The 18,343-nt window shown below is 67.1% G+C and carries 15 protein-coding genes and 1 pseudogene; 8 read left to right on the top strand and 8 right to left on the bottom strand.

What is annotated here, in order from left to right; all coding sequences use genetic code 11:
• Window positions 1-188 precede the first annotated feature (188 nt).
• The gene (locus OC373_RS15020; protein ID WP_261997960.1) at window positions 189-623 is read left to right on the top strand and encodes a PepSY domain-containing protein; all 435 of its coding nucleotides are present in this window, start codon (window positions 189-191) and stop codon (window positions 621-623) included.
• 81 nt (window positions 624-704) lie between these two features.
• Here the strand turns inward: OC373_RS15020 and OC373_RS15015 are convergent, their stop codons facing one another.
• The 3 genes from OC373_RS15015 to OC373_RS15005 form a co-directional block, all read right to left on the bottom strand.
• Complete coding sequence (locus tag OC373_RS15015; RefSeq protein WP_046273043.1) at window positions 705-1,211, bottom strand: hypothetical protein; 507 nt, start codon at window positions 1,209-1,211, stop codon at window positions 705-707.
• Between the two features lie 98 nt (window positions 1,212-1,309).
• The gene (locus OC373_RS15010; protein ID WP_261997959.1) at window positions 1,310-2,521 is read right to left on the bottom strand and encodes an FAD-dependent oxidoreductase; all 1,212 of its coding nucleotides are present in this window, start codon (window positions 2,519-2,521) and stop codon (window positions 1,310-1,312) included.
• Window positions 2,522-2,528: 7 nt separating this feature from the next.
• Window positions 2,529-3,023 (bottom strand): lipocalin family protein, encoded by a 495-nt coding sequence (locus tag OC373_RS15005; RefSeq protein ID WP_046273045.1) that lies wholly within the window; start codon window positions 3,021-3,023, stop codon window positions 2,529-2,531.
• Between the two features lie 183 nt (window positions 3,024-3,206).
• On the opposite strand from OC373_RS15005, the gene OC373_RS15000 reads away from it, so the two are divergent.
• Window positions 3,207-3,455, top strand: a complete 249-nt coding sequence (locus OC373_RS15000; protein ID WP_261997958.1) for a hypothetical protein — start codon at window positions 3,207-3,209, stop codon at window positions 3,453-3,455.
• Between the two features lie 117 nt (window positions 3,456-3,572).
• Window positions 3,573-5,987, top strand: coding sequence for a DUF3772 domain-containing protein (locus tag OC373_RS14995; protein WP_254427808.1), 2,415 nt, complete (start codon window positions 3,573-3,575; stop codon window positions 5,985-5,987).
• A 232-nt stretch (window positions 5,988-6,219) separates the two neighbouring features.
• Here OC373_RS14995 and OC373_RS14990 read toward each other — a convergent pair whose 3' ends face one another.
• Window positions 6,220-8,322, bottom strand: coding sequence for a phosphoglycerol transferase I (locus tag OC373_RS14990; RefSeq protein WP_070426132.1), 2,103 nt, complete (start codon window positions 8,320-8,322; stop codon window positions 6,220-6,222).
• Window positions 8,323-8,606: 284 nt separating this feature from the next.
• A pseudogene (locus tag OC373_RS14985) lies at window positions 8,607-10,262 on the bottom strand (AarF/UbiB family protein); the annotation flags it as partial.
• A 166-nt stretch (window positions 10,263-10,428) separates the two neighbouring features.
• On the opposite strand from OC373_RS14985, the gene OC373_RS14980 reads away from it, so the two are divergent.
• Window positions 10,429-11,340, top strand: a complete 912-nt coding sequence (locus OC373_RS14980; protein WP_019185274.1) for a DUF808 domain-containing protein — start codon at window positions 10,429-10,431, stop codon at window positions 11,338-11,340.
• Window positions 11,341-11,352: 12 nt separating this feature from the next.
• On the opposite strand, the gene OC373_RS14975 is transcribed toward OC373_RS14980, so the two are convergent.
• Genes OC373_RS14975 through OC373_RS14965 form a run of 3 tightly spaced genes read right to left on the bottom strand, consistent with a single transcriptional unit; the run spans window position 11,353 to window position 14,155 of the window.
• Window positions 11,353-12,012, bottom strand: coding sequence for a hypothetical protein (locus OC373_RS14975; protein WP_261997957.1), 660 nt, complete (start codon window positions 12,010-12,012; stop codon window positions 11,353-11,355).
• A 10-nt stretch (window positions 12,013-12,022) separates the two neighbouring features.
• A complete protein-coding gene (locus tag OC373_RS14970) occupies window positions 12,023-12,535 on the bottom strand; it encodes a sigma-70 family RNA polymerase sigma factor (protein ID WP_261998048.1) in 513 nt (170 codons plus the stop codon).
• 57 nt (window positions 12,536-12,592) lie between these two features.
• Window positions 12,593-14,155, bottom strand: coding sequence for a GGDEF domain-containing protein (locus OC373_RS14965; protein WP_019185277.1), 1,563 nt, complete (start codon window positions 14,153-14,155; stop codon window positions 12,593-12,595).
• Between the two features lie 147 nt (window positions 14,156-14,302).
• Between OC373_RS14965 and OC373_RS14960 the strand changes: the two genes are divergently transcribed.
• The 4 genes from OC373_RS14960 (at window position 14,303) to OC373_RS14945 (ending at window position 18,254) form a co-directional block, all read left to right on the top strand.
• Window positions 14,303-14,941, top strand: coding sequence for an NAD-dependent dehydratase (locus tag OC373_RS14960; protein WP_261997956.1), 639 nt, complete (start codon window positions 14,303-14,305; stop codon window positions 14,939-14,941).
• 71 nt (window positions 14,942-15,012) lie between these two features.
• Window positions 15,013-15,891 carry a tryptophan 2,3-dioxygenase family protein gene (locus OC373_RS14955; RefSeq protein ID WP_019185279.1) on the top strand — a complete coding sequence of 293 codons (879 nt, stop codon included), beginning with the start codon at window positions 15,013-15,015 and terminating at the stop codon, window positions 15,889-15,891.
• Window positions 15,892-16,134: 243 nt separating this feature from the next.
• Window positions 16,135-17,637 (top strand): peptide MFS transporter, encoded by a 1,503-nt coding sequence (locus OC373_RS14950; protein WP_046273049.1) that lies wholly within the window; start codon window positions 16,135-16,137, stop codon window positions 17,635-17,637.
• 8 nt (window positions 17,638-17,645) lie between these two features.
• Window positions 17,646-18,254 carry a thioredoxin family protein gene (locus OC373_RS14945; RefSeq protein WP_070426129.1) on the top strand — a complete coding sequence of 203 codons (609 nt, stop codon included), beginning with the start codon at window positions 17,646-17,648 and terminating at the stop codon, window positions 18,252-18,254.
• The last annotated feature ends 89 nt before the right edge of the window (window positions 18,255-18,343 follow it).

The raw sequence follows: 18,343 nt of genomic DNA, 5'->3' as shown, positions 1-18,343 counted from the left end.
GGGGCCAGGGTCAACAGCAGGGGCAGCATCAGGGACAGGGCGGACATGCGGGCACGCAGGGCAAAGGGCAGGCCACCGGTATACCGGGGATGTCTAAACAGTATCTAACAGTGCCCCTCATGGTCCGGTTAGGCGTGGTGGCCAGACTGGCGGTGCCGGAATGGACCGGCGCCCCCTCAAGGATTCCCATGAAGACGATGATTGCCGCTACCACCCTGGCCGCCGCCCTGTTCGCCACCCCGGCCTTCGCCGCCAACCTGTCCGCCGCCCAGGTGCAGGCCAAGCTCAGCGCGGCCGGCTACACCCAGGTGCACGAACTGGAGCACGATGATGGCGTGTGGGAGGCGGATGTGACCCGCAAGGACGGCACCGTCGATGAAGTGATCATCGATGACACCAAGGGTGAGATCTTCGACCCGCGCGATGGCCGCGCGCTGCTGGATGCCGGGCAGATCCTGGCGCTGGCCGGCAAGGCCGGGCTGACGCAGATCGAGTCGCTCGAGCGCGATGGCGCCACCTGGACGCTGGACGCACGCAATGTCCGCAACCAGCGCGTGGATGTACGCATGAGCGGTCACGATGGCCGCGTACTGGCCAGCAAGCGCGATGGCTGGTGGGACTGATCCCGCCGCGTCACGGCGCACGGATGCACGAACGGCCGGGTTGCCCCGGCCGTCCGCGTGAGTGCCCCACCGCTGCAGCGCTTACCAGCGCGCCGGGTAATCCCAGTAGCCGGGCCCACGGCCGTAGCCGCCGTAGCCATCGAAACCGTCATAGCCGTACGGGCCGAAGAAGCCCGGGCCCTTGCCTTCGCTCACCCGGATGTTGACGTTGACGTTGCGCGTGTTGCCTTCGTCGGACGTGTAGTTCTTGCTCAGGTTGAGCTCGGCGGCGTTGTAATGGGTGTTGCCGAAATTCTTCGCGTAGCCGATGCCGGTGGTGACGCTGCCGTTGACCCGCAGTTTGTCGTCGGTCACGTGGGCGATGCCGTTGGCGGCCCGGTCGGTGGAACGCCGGCCGGTGCGGTCGCCGTAGAACGTGCCCGGCGGATCGCCGCGCAGGGACTGGTCGCTCAGGTACTGCAGCGGGGCGTCCGGGATGCTCAGGTCCAGCCCGGTGGAGGACTGCGGGCCGGTGGCGCCTGCGGCAGACTGGGCCAGCGCCACACCGGGCAGGGACAGGCACAGCAGCAGGGGAAGCAGGCGGATCATGAGAGGCTCCGGAGCAGACAGGCGGGACGGCCGACAGCGCTGACGCTAGCAGCCGTAGTTTGAATGATGCCTGTCATGGCGTGCGTTGCAAGGGGAACTCAGCCCAGGCGCTCAAATCCGAACAGCTCGGCCAGCGGATGCCGGCGGCGCTCGATCCGCGACCGCAGCAGCCCGGCGCCGATCATGGAGTAGGTGATGCCGTTGCCGCCGTAGGCCATCGCGAACAGCACCCGCGGCCCCCACTGTGGGTGTGGACCGAAGAAGGGCAGGCCATCGTGGGTCTCGGCGAAGGTGCCGCCCCAGGAGAAGGCCGGCTGCAGCGGCAGGTGCGGAAACAGCTTGGCGGTCTTCTTGAGCAGCTTGCCGGTCTTGCTCTCCACACGCCGGTCGCGCCGCGCCGGGAGATCGATGGCGTCGTCTTCGCCGCCGATCAGCAGCCGGTTGTCGCCGGTACTGCGCAGGTAGAGGTAGGGGCGCGCCGATTCCCAGGCCATCGTTTCGCGCAGCGGACCGAGCAGATCCGGGTGGATCGGGTCGGTGATGAAGGCGTAGCTGCTGCGGTTGCGGGCCACCGAGGGCTTCAACCAGCGCTGTCCGGCATAGCCGGTGGCCAGCACCACATGCCGGGCCCGGATGCGTGCACCGCCCAGCGTGGTGGCGGTGACGCCACGCGCAGTGGGGGTGAGCGTGTCGAGCACGGTGCGGTCGTAGACCCCGCAGCCACGCTTGTGCAGCCGCATCAGCAGGCGGTAGGTCAGCCGGTACGGATCGATGCGTGCGGCGAGCGCGCTGAGGATCGCCCCCGGCGCGCGGATGCCGTACTCGTCCGCGACGCTGTCGCTGTCCAGCCAGCGCACGTCGAAGCCGTGCCTGGCACGCAGCGCGCATTCTTCGGCCAGTACGGCCTGATGCCCGCGCTTGCTCGCGTAGTAGAGGCTGGCCATGCGATGGCAATCCACATCGCGGAACGGCGCGGCCACCTCGCAGATGGCCGGAATGGCATCGGCACACGCCTGGTAGGCCCGTACGGCGGCATCCTCGCCGTAGCGCTGGGCCAGGTCGATCAGGTGGGTGTCGATCTCATACTGCAGCAGCGCGGTGCTGGCCGCCGTGCTGCCCCAGCCGATGTCGCGCTGTTCGATCAGCGCCACGTCATGGCCGTGCGCGCACAACTCGTCGGCGATCAGCGCACCGCTGATACCGCCGCCAACCACCAGCACCTCGCAGTTCAGATCGTTTTCCAGCGGTGGAAACGCATGCATCAGGCCGTTGCGCACGGCCCAGAACGGGTAACCGCTCTTCAGATCCATTGCAGCCTCAGGCGGTGGGATGGCCGGTGTGCGGGGTCTGGATCAGCTCGGACAGGTCGAAGCCCTGCAGCCGCGCCTGCGCCAGATAGTGCTCCTGCGTGGTGCGATCGAGCGTGGGGGTGCGTGAGAGCAGCCACAGGTACTTGCGGTCCGGGCTGCCGACCAGCGAGACACTGTAGTCCGGCGCGATCTGGATCACCCAGTAGTCGCCCTTGGTGAAGGGCAGCCAGCGCAGGCCCTTGGGCAGGAAGCTGACCTCCAGCCGCGCGGTGTCGTTATCGACCGGGCAGGCCTCACCGTCGGCTTCCTCGATCTCGTTGCCCATGCGGCAGCGGTTGACCACGGCGACATGGCCGTTGTCCTTCAGGCTGTAATGCGCGGACACATCGGTGCAGCCCTCCGGCTCGTGCTTCATGGGCAGGCGGGCGATCTCGTACCAGGTGCCCAGGTAACGCGGCAGCTTGAGATCGGGAACGGTCTTCAGGTCGGGATGTGTGGTCATGGGCAACGGCTGGTGGGAATGCGATCCCACGATGCCGGGCCTGCTGCCACGGCCGGGTGAAGCCGGGGCGAGTACGGCGTCGAGAACGCTGCGTTGTCGATGCGTCATGCTCCGGCCGCGTGGGCGGCGCTATGCTGGGCAGGGGCGCCATGAGCGCTTCTTTCAACAGCGATGGAGATGCGGATGTACCAGGTGATTCTGCTCAAGAGCGAAACCGGCTTTGCCCGCCAGCAGCGGGAGACCGCCGACGACCTGCTCGACCATGAGGGCGTGACCTATACCCTGCGTGCCGGGCCGCGGCAGCCGCTGCCGACCGATCATGCCTGGGACGAGATCGCGGTCTACGCGCCGGAGGAGATCACCGAAGAAGAGTTCCAGGACTGGTACGCGCGCCTGCAGCCGCAGGTCGAAGAGCTCCGCCTGAAGTACTGAGGGCCGCATACCTGTTCTGAACGGGGCCCGGTTTATAGTCGCGGGCAGGCGCGGTGGTCCGCGCGAACCGTTGGTGCTGGCGTGTCGCTTCGTCATTCTTCGTTTGTGGTGCGGTCGTTGTCGTGGCTGCTGTTGTTCGCCTGGCTCGGCGCCGCGCCAATCGCGCTGGCCCAGGCCGGCGACCCGGATCCGGACCCTGCCAAGCAGCTGGCCCAGGCCGAAAAAACCTTCCGGTCGATCAATGACGACCTGGAGGATGCGGCCACCACCGAGACCCTCAAGGCGTTGTCCGACCGCGCGCTGGCCGTCCAGCGCGATGCGGACGGCCTGCAGAGTGCACTGGACCCGCAGCTCAAGCAGGTGGACGCGCGCCTGTCGCAGCTGGGCGAGGTGGCCGAAGGGACGGTCGAGCCACCGGAGGTCAGCCGGCAGCGCAAGGCGCTGAACCAGCAGAAGGCCGACATCAACGCGCAGATCGCCCGCGCCAAGCTGCTTTCGGTGGACGCCAGGCAGCTCGGCGAGCGGATCGAGAAGATGCGGGTCACCCAGTTCAGCGAACAGCTGACCCGCAAGGTCGCCTCGCCGTTGTCGCCGGCGCTGTGGCGCAGCTTCGCCAAGGATGTGCCGGGCGATGTGGATCGCTTGGCGATCCTGTACCACATGGGCGTGGACGCCGCGCGCAAGGCGATCGCCCGGCACGGCTGGACCGCGCCGCTGATCGGCCTGGGCGTGGCGCTGGTGATGTTCTTCCCGCTGCGGCTGTGGCTGCGCGCGCTGGGCCGGCGCTTCGCTGCCTCCGAGCGCGCACCGGATGGCCGCCTGCGTCGCTCCGGGCTGGCGGTGTGGCTGCTGCTGGTCGGCACGCTGCTGCCCGGCCTGGCGGCGGTGGCACTGGTGGAGTCACTGGATGCGATCGGCGCGATCCCGCCGCGCCTGCAGTCGGTGGCCCAGACCTTCGAAGTGGCCACCTTCGTGGCCGCCTTCATCGCTGCGCTCAGTGCCTGCCTGTTGGTGCCCAAGCGGCCGTCGTGGCGGCTGCTGTCGCTGGATGACAGCGCGGCCTGGCGCCTGCGCAAGTACGCCTGGGGCGCGGCCGGCCTGACCTGGCTGAGCATCATGCTGGTCGCCCTGGACCGCGCGGCACGTACCAGCGAAGTCACCACGGTGGCCGTGGATGGGCTGATCGCGCTCACGTACATGGCGTTGATCATCGCGATCCTGGTTTCGCTGGCGCGCATGCACAACCGCCAGGCGGCTGAAGCTGCCGAAGCCGAAGCGCGTGCCGATCCCCGCGCCGGAGGCGATGGCAAGGTACGCGGCGCGCCCCGCCGCAGCGGCTGGATCGTGCTCGCGCGCCTGGCCGGCCACATCGCCGTGGCAGCGGCGGTGATCGCCACGCTGCTGGGCTATCTCAACTTCGCGCTGTTCGTGGCCCAGCAACTGGTCTGGGGCGCGGTGGTGCTGATGGCCGTCTCGCTGCTGCTCAAGTTCGCCGATGACCTGGCCACCTGGGCACTCGCGCCCAGCAGCCGTGCCGGGCAGACCATCGTATTGACCACCGGGCTCAGCGAATCGCGGGTGGAGCAGGCCGGCGTGCTGCTCTCGGCGGTGCTGCGCGTGGGCGTGATCGTGCTCGGCCTGCTGGCGCTGGCCGCACCGTTCGGCAACCTCAATGCCTTCCTCGGGGGATTGGATTCGCTGTCCGGCGGGCTGAAGATCGGCGAGACCACGCTCCGACCGAGCAGCGTGATGTACGCGGTGCTGGTGTTCCTGGTGGTCTGGGCGGTGATGCAGGCGTTCCAGCGCTGGCTGAGCGACACCTACCTGCCAAAAACCGAACTGGATGCCGGTGCACGCAACTCGATCAGCACCGTCACCCGCTATCTCGGCATCATCGCCGCGGTGCTGTGGGGCCTGACCGCGCTGGGCATCGGCTTCGAGAAGCTGGCCCTGGTGGTCAGTGCGCTGTCGGTGGGTATCGGCTTCGGCCTGCAGGCGATCACCCAGAACTTCGTCTCGGGCCTGATCCTGCTGGCCGAGCGGCCGGTCAAGATCGGCGACTGGGTCAAGCTGGGCGATCAGGAAGGGGACATCAAGCGGATCAGCGTGCGTTCGACCGAGATCCAGGTCGGCGACAAATCCACCTTGATCGTGCCCAACTCCGAGCTGATCACCAAGACCATCCGCAACATGACCATGGGCAACGCGCAGGGCCGGATCCAGATCCAGTTCTCGGTGCCGTTGAACACCGACGTGGCCGCGCTGCGGCAGATCCTGCTGGATGCATACACCGATCACCCGGGCGTGCTGAGTGACCCGGCACCGTCGGTGTTCATCGATTCGATCGCCAATGGGCAGATCGCGATCAACAGTTTCGCCTACGTCTCGGGTCCGCGCGCGGTGTACGGCGCACGCAGCGAGCTGTATTTCACGATGCTGCAGAAGTTTGCCGCCGCCGGGATCGCGTTGTCCGCGCCGACGGATATCCATCTGGTGCGTGACCCGGCGGCAACGCCGGACCCCGACGCATAACAAGGCCGGTAGGTACCGGCTGTTGGCCGGTACCGCCCTGATCCAGACAGCGCCGGCCGCCGGCAGCGCCCTTATCCAGGTAGTGCCGGCCGCTGGCCGGCAGCTGCACGAGGCAGAGAGAACCGGGAGCCGGCCAGCGGCCGGCACTACCGATACGACCAGCGGACCTGCTACGGACAGCGGACCCGATACGAACGACGGACCGCCCCCGATGCCCGGCGGGAGGGCCGGATCAGCCGCGGTTGCCGCGGCGCGACGGCACCAGCGCGAAGGTATCCACGGCCAGCTTCTCGGCGTGGTTCAACCAGGCGCGCACTTCCAGATCATCCACCTCGTGGTCCAGGCCGAAGCTCAGGTTGATGCGGCCTTCGGCATCGGGCTGCACCCACTGCTGGGCCACCACCACCTTGCGCTGCGAGGAGACGGCTTCGATCCAGAAGCCACGGTCCGGCGACTGCTTGGTCACCAGCTGCACCATGTACTGCCCGGCGCGGGTGCGGCGGCCCTTCTGCGTGATCATGTGCGCCTGGCGGATGCTCGGGCGCGGGCCGTTGAACGGATCCAGCGGGCCATCCACCGCCACGCCACCGCGCAGCTGGTCATCACGGAAGAGCTTGATGCCCTTGTCCTGGTTGACCAGCATCGCGCACCAGTCACCATCGGCCGAGCCATCCTCGAACGCAGTGCAGCGATCCACGTAGGCCAGCGTATTGGACGGGTCGGCCAGATCGAACTGCTTGGAGGTGTTCTCCAGATACACCGACTTCAGATCCCAATGCTTGTCGTACTCCAGCAGCACCGGCGGCTGCACGTGCTGCAGGCCGATCACCACCTGGTTGTCGTCATCGATGCGCAGCTGGCGGGTCTTGTCGCCCAGCCACAGCGAGCGCGAGAACGCGAGGTAGCGCGGGTAGTCCTTGCCGTTGTCGCGGAACACCGCGGCGCTGGCACTGTCCGAACGCTCCGGATGCAGCAGCGAGCGGCCGAAGCCGATCGAATCGATGGCCGGGTCGATCAGGCTCAGCAGCGTGGCGCCCGAGTCCAGCGTCGAGCCGGCCGGCGCGGTCAGCTGGCGCGGGGCGATGTCCTTGCCCAGGAACAGCAACAGGTTCTCGCGATCCTGCTTGGCCAGGATGTGGCTGAGATCGTTGGGCATGGCCAGGTGATCGGAGGCGATCACGATCAACGTGTCTTCGCCGTACGGACTGGCCTGGATACGATCGACCAGTTTGGCGATCAGCCCGTCGGTGCACTTGAGTGCATTGAGCATGCCGATGTTGCCGTGCTCGCTCTGGTAACGGGTGCCTTTGCAGGCCACGGGGAGGTGACCGGCGGGATGATGGGTGTCCATGGTCAGCGTGGTGAGCATGAACGGCTCGCCCTTGCGCGAGAGCTGCACGAAGCGGTCGTACGCCTTGTCCAGCAGCACATCATCATGCACGCCCCACGGCGAGAAATGCGCGCGCGTGATCTTCTGCTTCTTGAACCAGGCCAGATCATCCACGGTATCGAAGCCGTGCGTGGCCAGGAACTGGCCCTTGCCCGCGAACTGGCCGTTGGCGCCGCCCAGATAGTGGTTGGTGTAGCCCTGCTGCTTGAGGTAATCGCCGAGGCAGACCGCTTCGGGCAGGAAGCTGCCCATGCGCCCCATGCTGTTCTCATCTTCCTTGGCGGTGGTCAACGGCACGCCGCACATCGAGGAGACCAGGCCGGCGATGGTCCAGCCACCGCCTTCGGCCGAGACCAGCCCGCGCACGTCCAGCGACTGCGCGGCCAGCCGGTTGATGTTGGGCATCAGGTCGGGGAAGGTGGTTTCATTGAGATAGGTGCGTTCCAGGCTTTCGCCGTAGATCCACACGATGTTGCGCGGCTTGGTCAGCGGCTGCTGCGGCACGCGGTACTCGGCCTTGACCATGCTGTAGTCGACCGGGCGCATCTGCTGGTACAGGCGCTGGCCATCGCTGTAGAGCGGGCTGACCACGATCGCGACGAACCACATCGCCAGGAAGCCGGCGAAGACTGCCTTGCCGTGTGCGGGCCGGTGCCGGCGACGCAGGCGTGCCAGCAGCAAGGGGGTGAGCGACACCAGCGCCAGTGCGATGAAGCCGGCGATGTAGTGCTTGAAGTCGGCGATGCCGGCGCCTTCCATGTCTGCGCCAAGGTGATACAGGGTGGCGGCATTGAGGCCATCACCGGACAACTTGTTGATCAACCACCACGCACTGAGTGTCAGCAGCAGCAATGACATCAGGCTTGCCTTCCACCACACCCACTTGTCAGATGCGAGGAACAGCCAGGTGAGCAGCAACAGTGACAGCAGCAGGATCCAGAGCATAAGCACTTTTGGCAGTGGAGACAGGTGGTGATGGACGTCATGACGACGTATGTCCCATCCGACCGGCTGTCCCAACCACACATGCATGACAAGCCGATGACCCGATCATGCCTGCACGAACCTGACTGAAATGTTTGTTGAAAACGACAGCGGGATTCAGGCATCGCATTGCGGGATGCGACGTAAAACAGGCGTGAAGACGTACGCACGATGCTGCATTGCATCGCGCGTTCCGCGGTGTGTTTTACCGGTTGTCTGAATGCGTGAAGCGCGTGTTGACCGCGTCAACGATGCCCGCGTTCTTCCTTGGAGCGCGCACGACGATCGAAGATCAGCGCACTGAGGATGATGCCCAATCCGAGGAAGACACCGATCAACATCAAGGTGAACGCGATGGCGGGATACCCGAACAGATGCCATCCGGTATCGACCTTCATCATCATCGCCGCGGCCAGTATCAGCGCGGCGGTGACGATGCCGGCAGAGACGCGGTTGGCGATCTTCTGCAGGTTCTCCATCAGGCGGGATTCTTCCAGCCCGGTGACCTTCATCTGCAGGCGGTTCTCGGCCAGCAGCGCGAGGATGTCGGTCATCTTGCGTGGCCCATCGCGCAGCAACTGCTGCATCTCCATTGCCTCGCTGGCGAGGTTGGCGGCCGACAGCGATTTCTTCAGACGCGCGCGCATCACGTGCTGCAGCTGTTTCTCCACGATGCGCCGGGTATCCAGGTCCGGCGACAGCAGCCGGCACACGGTTTCCAGATTCAACAGCGCCTTGCCCAGCAGGCTCAGCTCCGGCGGGGTGCGCAGGCCGCTGGCGGTGGCGATGCGCACCAGGTCCAGCACCACGCGGCCTTCGGAGAAGCTGCTGTTGGCGGCATAGCGCGCGATGATCTGCCCGGTCTCGCGCAGATAGCGTTCTTCATCGAAGAACTCCAGCCGCGTGCTGATGCCGATGATTTCATCGGCGACTTCCTCACCGCGCCCATCCACCGCGGCGAACAACAGTTTGAGCAGGCGCTCGCGTAGGCGCGGCGGCATGTGCGCGACCATGCCCAGGTCGAAGATCGCCAAGCGACCGGCCGGGGTGACACGCAGATTGCCGGGATGCGGATCGGCATGGATCTCGCCATGCACGAAGATCTGGTCGACATAGCCGCGGATCAGCGCGGCCGCCAGTGGGGCCATCGGCTGCTCGGTACGGCGCACATCGGGGATCATGTCCACGCGCACGCCCTGCGCCAGCTCCATGGTCAGCACGCGGTGGCTGCAGTAGTCCCAGATCGGCTGTGGCACCCACAGCGGCTTGAACGGCTTGAGATGCTGGCCGAAACGCTGCAGGTTCTCGGCCTCGGCCTGGTAGTCCAGCTCCTGCATCAGGGTCTTGGCGAATTCATTGAGCCAGTCGCGCAGGCGCACGCGGCGTCCGACCTGGGTGAGGTGGTCGGCGGCCAGCGCAAAGCTGCGCAGCACGTCCAGATCCGAGCGCAGCTGGGCGGCGACCTCCGGCTTCTGCACCTTGACCGCCACCTGGCGGCCATCGTGAAGCTCGGCGCGATGCACCTGGGCGATCGAGGCGCAGCCCAGTGGCACCGGGTCGAAGCTGGCAAACAGCTTGGACACCGACGCGCCCAGTTCCTTTTCGATGATCGCCGCGACGCGCTCGACCGGGATGGGCGCAACGTTCTCCTGCATGCGCTCCAGGGCCGTGGCGAACTCCACCGGCACCATGTCCGGGCGGGTGGAGAGCATCTGGCCCAGCTTGACGAAGGTCGGCCCCAGCGATTCGAGGTCGGTGACGAACTGTTCCGGGTTGCCTTCCGGTGGCACATCGTGGACCGCGCCTGCGTCCAGGTTCATGCCGGAGAACACGCCGGAATTACGGTAGCGCAACAGCAGGCGCAGGATCTGGCTGCGGCGGTTCATGCCCTTGACCAGCGACGGCGAACCGGGAAGGACGGGCGTGGTGTTCAAGCAGGACTCCGGGGCGACGATCACCGGCAGTGTGGCCGGGCGGCAGTGGTGGACTGGTGAATCCGCTCCGGCTACCGCGACAGGGGTCGGATCGGTCAGAATCGGCGCTCCCGCTTCCTCCTTTGGATCCACCATGGCCGGTGCCAGTCTGTTCGCGTTGCTCGATGACATTGCGTCCCTGCTGGACGATGTGTCGGTGCTGACCAAGGTCGCGGCCAAGAAAACCGCCGGCGTGCTCGGCGACGACCTCGCGCTGAACGCGCAGCAGGTGACCGGGGTCAGTGCCAACCGCGAGCTGCCGGTGGTCTGGGCCGTCGCCAAGGGCTCGCTGGTCAACAAGGCGATCCTGGTGCCGGCCGCGCTGGCGATCAGCGCCTGGCTGCCCTGGGCGATCACCCCGCTGATGATGATCGGCGGCGCGTTCCTCTGCTACGAGGGCGTGGAGAAGCTGGCGCACCGCTTCCTGCATTCGCGCGACGAGGATGAGCAGCGCAAGGCCGAGCGGGCCAAGGCCCTGGCCGACGAGAAGGTGGACATGGTCGCGTGGGAGAAGGACAAGGTTAAGGGCGCGATCCGCACCGATTTCATTCTGTCGGCGGAGATCATCGTGCTGTCGCTGGGCGTGGTCTCCAGTGCACCGTTCCTCAACCAGGTCAGCGCGCTGGTGGTGATCGCCCTGGCGATGACGGTGTTCGTCTACGGTCTGGTCGCCGGCATCGTCAAGCTGGACGACCTGGGCCTGTACCTGTCGCGCAAGGGCGCGGCGCTGGCCGCAGTGGGCCGGGGCCTGCTGGTGGCTGCACCGTGGCTGATGAAGTTCCTCTCGGTGGCCGGCACCGCGGCGATGTTCCTGGTCGGCGGCGGCATCCTGGTGCACAGCATCGAACCGCTGCACCACGCCATCCTGGAGATGGGCGGTGACGGCAGCTGGGGCTGGTTGATCAATGCGCTGGGCAACGTGATCGTCGGCGTGGTGATCGGTGCGGTGGTGCTGGCGGCGGTGACCGGGTTCCAGAAGCTGCGCGGGACCAAGCCCGCGCACTGACGGCCGGCCGGTTCAGGTCGGCGTCCAGCCGCTCAGGGCGTCCAGCTCGGCGCGGGCGCGGGCCAGCCGGCGCCCGGACAGCGCCTCGATCACACGCTGCAGCCACGGCGATGCCGGTGCGTGCTGCACCCAGCGGCGGGCAAGGAGCACTGCGGCCAGCATGGCCAGCGCCCCCGCCGCCAGCGAGGCCAGCAGCCACGGTGCGGCCAAGGCCCCCAGGTCCACACCCCAGGCCTGCCAGGCCACCAGGACCGGCACCGCCAGCCACAGCCAGCACCACGGCAGGCCGAGCAGCAGCTCGGTCAATGCGGTGTGCCGGGCGAGCGCGGCCAGCTGCTGCGATTGCTCCACCACCGTGTGTGTCGGCCCCAGCTGCCGGCGGCGATGCAGGCGGGTGATGATGGCGATGATCACCGCGATGCAATAGGCGTGCAGCGCCATCGCGCTGAGCATCACCGCCAGCGGCGGTTGCTGCCACCACTGGCTCCCGCAGTACACCGCCAATGCCAGCCAGGCCACCAGCTGCAGCCCCTGACAGAGGCTGAAGAGCCCGAGTTGGCGCTGCACCGCGCGGTGCCGATGGCTGCGCCATGCCTCCAGCGCGAAGGTCTCCTGCGCATCCGCGTGCTGGCTGGTGCTGTTCCACAGCTGCTTGAGGTCATCCGGTTGCATGGTGGGGCTCTCAGTCGGTGGGGTTCATGCGCGTGCGCAGCTGCTGGCGCAGGCGGTGCAGGCGGGTAGAGACATTGGCGACGCTGATGCCCAGCACTTCAGCGATCTGCCGATGGTCGTGATCGTCCAGGTGCAGCAGCATCAGCGCACGATCCAGCGGCGGCAGCGCGTGGATGGCGACCTCCAGCTGGTGCAGCGCGTGACGCTGCTCGGGCGGCGCGCTTTCGTCGGCGGCGGGCAGGTCATCGTCCAGCGCGGCGTGGTGGCGCTGCCGATGCTGCTGCCGGCGCCATTGCGAGATCGCCACGTTGAGCGCCACCCGGTACAGCCAGGTCGAGAAACGCGCCCGCGCCGGGTCGAACGCCTCGAAGGCCGCCCAGGCCTGCACGCTGATCTCCTGGACCAGATCCAGCCGATCCTCGTGCTGCGGGCAATAGCCGCGCGCCACCTTCAGCACGATGCCGCGGTGCTGCTCCAGCAGCGCGGCGAAGCGCGGGCGCAGATCGGTGTCGGTGGCGGGCAGTGTCATGTCCATACCCGGATGATTCGCGCCGCTGCGCCGAATATCACAGGCGCAGGCTCAGCGCGGTGGCTCGGCCGCCAGTACCCGGTTCTTGCCGACCCGCTTGGCCGCATACAGCGACGCATCGGCGCGCCGCAGCAGCGCCTCGGCCGGCTCGCCCGGTTGCCACTGCGCCAGCCCGGCACTGAAATGCACCGGCACGCGCTGTTCGTCCAGCGGCAGCGGCCGCTGTGCCAATGAGCGCTGCAGCCGCAGCAGGGTGGACATGCTGTCGGCCGCCGGGGTTTCCGGCAGCAGCAGGACGAACTCGTCGCCACCGAGCCGGGCGATGGCATCGCTGCTGCGCAGGTGCAGCTGGCAGACGCTCACCAGGTGGCGGAGTACCGCATCGCCACCGGCATGGCCGTGCAGGGTGTTGGTCTGGTGGAAATCGTCCAGGTCGAGCAGCGCCAGCGCCAGTGGATGGCCGTGGCGTGCGGCGCGCGCCAGCTCGCGCTCCAGCAGCTCATCCAGACCGCGCCGGTTGAGCGCGCCAGTCAGCGGGTCGGTACGGATCAAGCCGGACACCTCGCGCAGCTCCTGCTCCAGTTCGGCGATGCGCTGTTCGGCCTGTTCCACTTCGCGGCGTGCATTGCCCAGGTGGTCGCGCGCCTGCAGCGCCTGGTCCTGCACGCGCCCGGTGTCCTGCAGCACATCCTGCAGCAGCTGGTTGAGGTCGGCGATGCTGCGCGCTTCCTTCAGGGCCAGCGCGTAACTGCTGATCCGGTCGTGGTACTCGCCGGTGCTCACCGCCATGCCGTCCAGGCGCTCGATGAAGCCACCCATGACGTTCTTCATCGCCGCCTTGGATTCGACGATGCCCTGCTTGAGCAGCCCCTGCTTGTAGATCACCTCGCGCAGGTTGGCGCGCGCCTGTTCGACCGAATCGCGATCCAGCGGGCCACCGATCAGAGAGCGCACCGCATGGACCTGGCCGTGCAGCCAGCTGCTGTCATCCAGCAGCTCGCTGATGTTGTCCAACAGCAGATCGAACAGACTCAGCAGCAGCTCCTGCTGCTCCTGCCAGCCGTCGCTGCGCACGCCGATCTGGTGCGAGAGCTCGCGCAGCCGCTGTTCGATCGGCTGCAGCGGCTGGCCCGGATGCCAGTGGCGCAGTTCACCGGCCAGCTGCACCGGCTCCTCGCGCAGCTCGGGCATGTTCTGCAGCAGGCTGGCCACGGTCACCCCGACGGTGTGCCGCAGCAGCTCGCGCAGGCGCAGGCTGTCAGGCTGGCCGTCGGGCGTTTCCTGCTCGATGGTGCGGATGTACTTGTCGATCAGCTGGCGCATCGCGCGGCCATAGCTCACCCAGTCCGCGCTGCGCTGCGCCGACTGCAGGCGCAGGCCCATGTCGCCCAGCTCGCCGGGCAGGGTGGACATGCCATTGGCGAACGCAGCCAGCAGCGGCTCGGGCGCATCGATGCCGGCGAACAGCCGCTGCAGCATCGCGCTGCTGCCGCCTTTGGGCCCGGGCGCCGGCTCGCTGGCGGTCTCCACCCCGGTGCCCACGCTCTGTCGCCGCGACAGCAGCCGCCCGACGGCGGTGCCGGGGCGGGGGGAAGCGTCGTGCGGGTCCGTCATGCGGCAGGTCCTTGGCAGTGACCGGCGAGGTGCGCCGGGGCGAGGGGAGGTGGCAACAGTATCGGCGCGCGGCACGCCGGCTTGAACGCGGGGCCCGCGACGCCCGATATGCCACGATGGTAGGCAATCTGACCGCAGGAGCGTGCGATGAAGGTGATGCTGGTAGGCGCAACCGGACTGGTCGGGGGCCATGTGCTGCGGCAACTGCTGGACGACCCGCGTTGCGATGCGGTGATCGCCCCGACCCGCCGCGCGCTGGAGACCACGGATCCAGCGCTGTTCAACCCGGTGGTGGACTTCGCGCAGCTGCCGGCCGGGGCCGACTGGTGGGCGGTGGATGCCGTGATCTGTGCGCTTGGCACCACGATCAAGCAGGCCGGCAGCCAGGAGGCCTTCGCACGGGTCGACCATGATTTCCCGCTGGCCGTGGCGCGGCTGGCGCGTGCCCACGGTGCGCATGGCTTCGCATTGAACTCGGCGATGGGCGCCGACCCGGGCTCGCGGATCTTCTACAACCAGGTCAAAGGGCGGCTGGAGCAGGACCTGCGCGCGCTGGGCTACCCCTCGCTGACCCTGGTCCGGCCCGGGCTGATCGGCGGTGAGCGTGCCGAACGGCGTACCGGCGAGCATCTGGCCAGCGTGGTGCTGGGCGTGCTCGGCCCGGTGCTGCCGCGCGCCTGGCGCATCAATCCGGCCGGGAACATCGCCGCCGCGCTGGTCGAGGCGGCGTTGGTGCCCACGCCCGGCGTCAGGATCGTGGGTTCGGCCGATCTGGCGGAGCGGTGAGCCGCTGACGGCCGGATGCGCGGCGACCCGGTCACTGCGCTACCCTTTCAGCCCCTTTAGCGGTCCCTGCCATGTCCGTCGACAAGAACCAACGCGATCTCGAAGCCGGTATCCACACCGATCTGGAGGGGCGGCTGACCTACGGCGGCTACCTGCGCCTGGACCAGCTGCTGTCGGCCCAGCAGCCGCTGTCCAACCCGCCGCACCACGACGAAATGCTGTTCATCATCCAGCACCAGACCTCCGAGCTGTGGCTGAAACTGCTGGCGCACGAACTGCGCGCGGCGATCGGGTTCCTGCAGCGCGACGAGGTCTGGCAGTGCCGCAAGGTGCTGGCGCGCAGCAAGCAGGTGCTGCGCCAGCTGACCGAGCAGTGGTCGGTACTGGAAACGCTGACGCCTTCGGAGTACATGGGCTTCCGCGATGTGCTGGGCCCATCCTCGGGCTTCCAGTCGCTGCAGTACCGTTACATCGAGTTCCTGCTGGGCAACAAGAACGCGCAGATGCTGCAGGTGTTCTCGCACGACCCGGCCGGCCAGGCCCAGCTGCAGGAGGTGCTCGATGCCCCCAGCCTGTATGAGGAGTTCCTGCGCTACCTGGCCCGCTTCGGCCACCCGGTCCCGGCCGGCTACCAGGGCCGCGACTGGCAGCAGCCGCACGTGGCCGACGACGCCCTGCACCCGGTGTTCGAGCGGATCTACCAGAACACCGACCGCTTCTGGCGGGAGTATTCGCTGTGCGAGGACCTGGTCGATCTGGAGACCGCCTTCCAGCTGTGGCGCTTCCGCCACATGCGCACGGTGATGCGGGTGATCGGGTTCAAGCGCGGTACCGGCGGCTCCAGCGGAGTCGGCTTCCTGCGCCAGGCGCTGGAGCTGACCTTCTTCCCGGAGCTGTTCCAGGTGCGCACCACGATCCGCAACGACGACCCGATGCCGCCGGACGCCTGATCGGGCATCGGCCGCAATATGCCTATTCATATTTACCCGCCCCATCCGCCGTAGGGTGCGGCAGGCCCCGCCGTTGCTGCGCTGCCGGTCTCTGGCCGGAAGTTGCAGATGCAAGTTCAGCGACCATGCTGCCAGCGGCACACATCAGCGTGTATTTGACGTGAACGTGGTTGGTCTGGGATTCTCCCGCGCTGCTTTCGCACATCGGACGTGCATGTCTTCCACCGAACCCAGGAATCCCGCATGAGCGTAGACGCCGCCGCGAAATCCGTTCCCGATCCGGCGCTGCCGGAGTTCAAGACCACGCTGGGCCATCCGCGCCCGTTGTGGATGCTGTTCATGACCGAATTCTGGGAACGCTTTGCGTTCTACGGGATCCGCTGGGCCCTGGTGCTGTACATCGTCGCGCAGTTCTTCGACGGTGATTCGGCCGGCCAGGCCGCGGCCAGCCGGACCTACGGCGCCTACCTGGCGCTGGTCTACGCCGCCGCCATCTTCGGTGGCTACGTCGCCGACCGGGTGCTGGGCTACCAGCGTTCCATCCTGACCGGCGCGGTGATCATGGCGGCCGGCCTGTTCATGGTCGCGATGCCCAACAAGGAAATCTTCGAGCTGGGCCTGGCCACGATCATCATCGGCAACGGCCTGTTCAAGCCCAACATCTCGACCATGGTCGGCAAGCTGTACGGCCTGAAGGATGAGCGCCGCGACTCGGGCTTCACCATCTTCTACATGGGCATCAACATCGGCGCGATGATCGCCCCGGTGCTGACCCAGTACCTGGCCGAGCGCGTGTTCGGCACCCAGGCGATGCCGTCCTACAAGATGGTCTTCATCGCCTCGGGCATCGGCATGCTGATCAGCCTGGCCTGGTTCTACGTCGGCCGTGCCGGCCTGAAGGGCATTGGCGCCCCGCCGGCCGGTGCCGAAGGCTACGGCCGCATCGTGATGGTGTTCATCGGCGCGATCGTGGCGATCCCGGTGGCCTTCTTCCTGCTCTCCACCGGCGCCACCGCGCTGGCGTGGATCCTGGGTGTGATGTTCATCGCCCTGGCGATCCTGCTGCTGGTCGAAGGCATCCGCGAAGGCAAGGTCCAGCGCGACCGCGTCATCGCGATGCTGATCATCTTCACCTTCAACGTGATGTTCTGGATGTTCTTCGAACAGGCCGGCAGCTCGTTCACCTTCCTGGCCGACAACATCGTCAACCGCAACCTGGGCGGCTGGGAATTCCCGACCGCCTGGTTCCAGTCGGTCAACTCGGTGGCGATCATCACCCTGGCCCCGATCATTGCCTGGATCTGGATCAAGCTGGGCCGCGCCAATCCGTCGATCCCGCGCAAGTTCGGCCTGGGCCTGCTGTTCAACGGTGCGGCGTTCGCGCTGCTGATGGTGGCGCTGTCGAGCATGGTCGTGGACGGCAAGATTCCGTTCTGGACGCTGTTCATGGTCTACGTCATCCAGTCCATCGGTGAGCTGTGCCTGTCGCCGATCGGCCTGTCGATGGTGACCAAGCTGGCCCCGGTGCGCCTGGTCGGCTTCGGCATGGGCGGCTGGTTCCTGTCCACCGGCATCGGCAACAACATGTCCGGCATCTTCGCCGGCGTGGTCAGCGGCGAAGGCGGCATGACCGTGGAATCGGCCCTGAAGGGTTACACCTTCGGCTTCTGGGCGTTGATCATTTCCGGCGTGGTGCTGTTCCTGGTCGCCCCGCTGATCAACAAGCTGATGCACGGCGTCAAGTGAGGACCGCGATGCGCATGAAAGCAGCGGCAATGTCGATGATCGTGGCCGGCCTGCTGGCCGCCTGTTCGCCGTCGTCGGCGCCCACCGCTGCGCCTGCGCAGCCGCTGGACACCTCCGAGCAGAAAACCCCGGTCGCCGATCCCGGCGCACCGGTGGCCTCGGGCAACACCCCGGCCGCGGCGGACATCGCCGCGATCGCGGCGCTCAACGCCCAGTTCGATCCTGCGCGTGATCCGGTCGCCGATCTGGCCACGGCCAAGGTCGAGGCCCAGCGCGGTGGCAAGCGGATCATCCTGGATGTGGGCGGCGAGTGGTGCCCGTGGTGCCATCTGATGGACGGGTTCATCGAAGGCGATGCGGAGATCCGCAGCTTCCGCGATGCCAACTACGTCTGGATGAAGGTCAACTACAGCGAAGAAAACGAGAACGCGGCGTTCCTGTCGCAGTTCCCGGCAGTGAAGGGCTACCCGCACCTGTTCGTGCTCGACGCCGACGGCACGCTGCTGCACTCGCAGTTCACCGGCGAGCTGGAAGCGGACAAGGGGCAGAAGAAGGGCTATGACCGTGGCCGCTTCTTCGCCTTCCTCAAGCAATGGGCGCCACCGAAGGCGTCGTGATCGAAGAGGCCGCGGATTCCGCGGCCTTTTTTTTGGTTCTTCTCCCATCTGAGGGGAGAAGGCGCACGGCCGACCAGCTAGATTTGTAG

This window comes from Stenotrophomonas sp. Ste96 (genome assembly GCF_024519495.1).
Classification (GTDB): domain Bacteria; phylum Pseudomonadota; class Gammaproteobacteria; order Xanthomonadales; family Xanthomonadaceae; genus Stenotrophomonas; species Stenotrophomonas bentonitica_A.
Note: the sequence above shows the minus strand (reverse complement) of the source record. Positions and strands in the feature narration are given on the sequence as shown.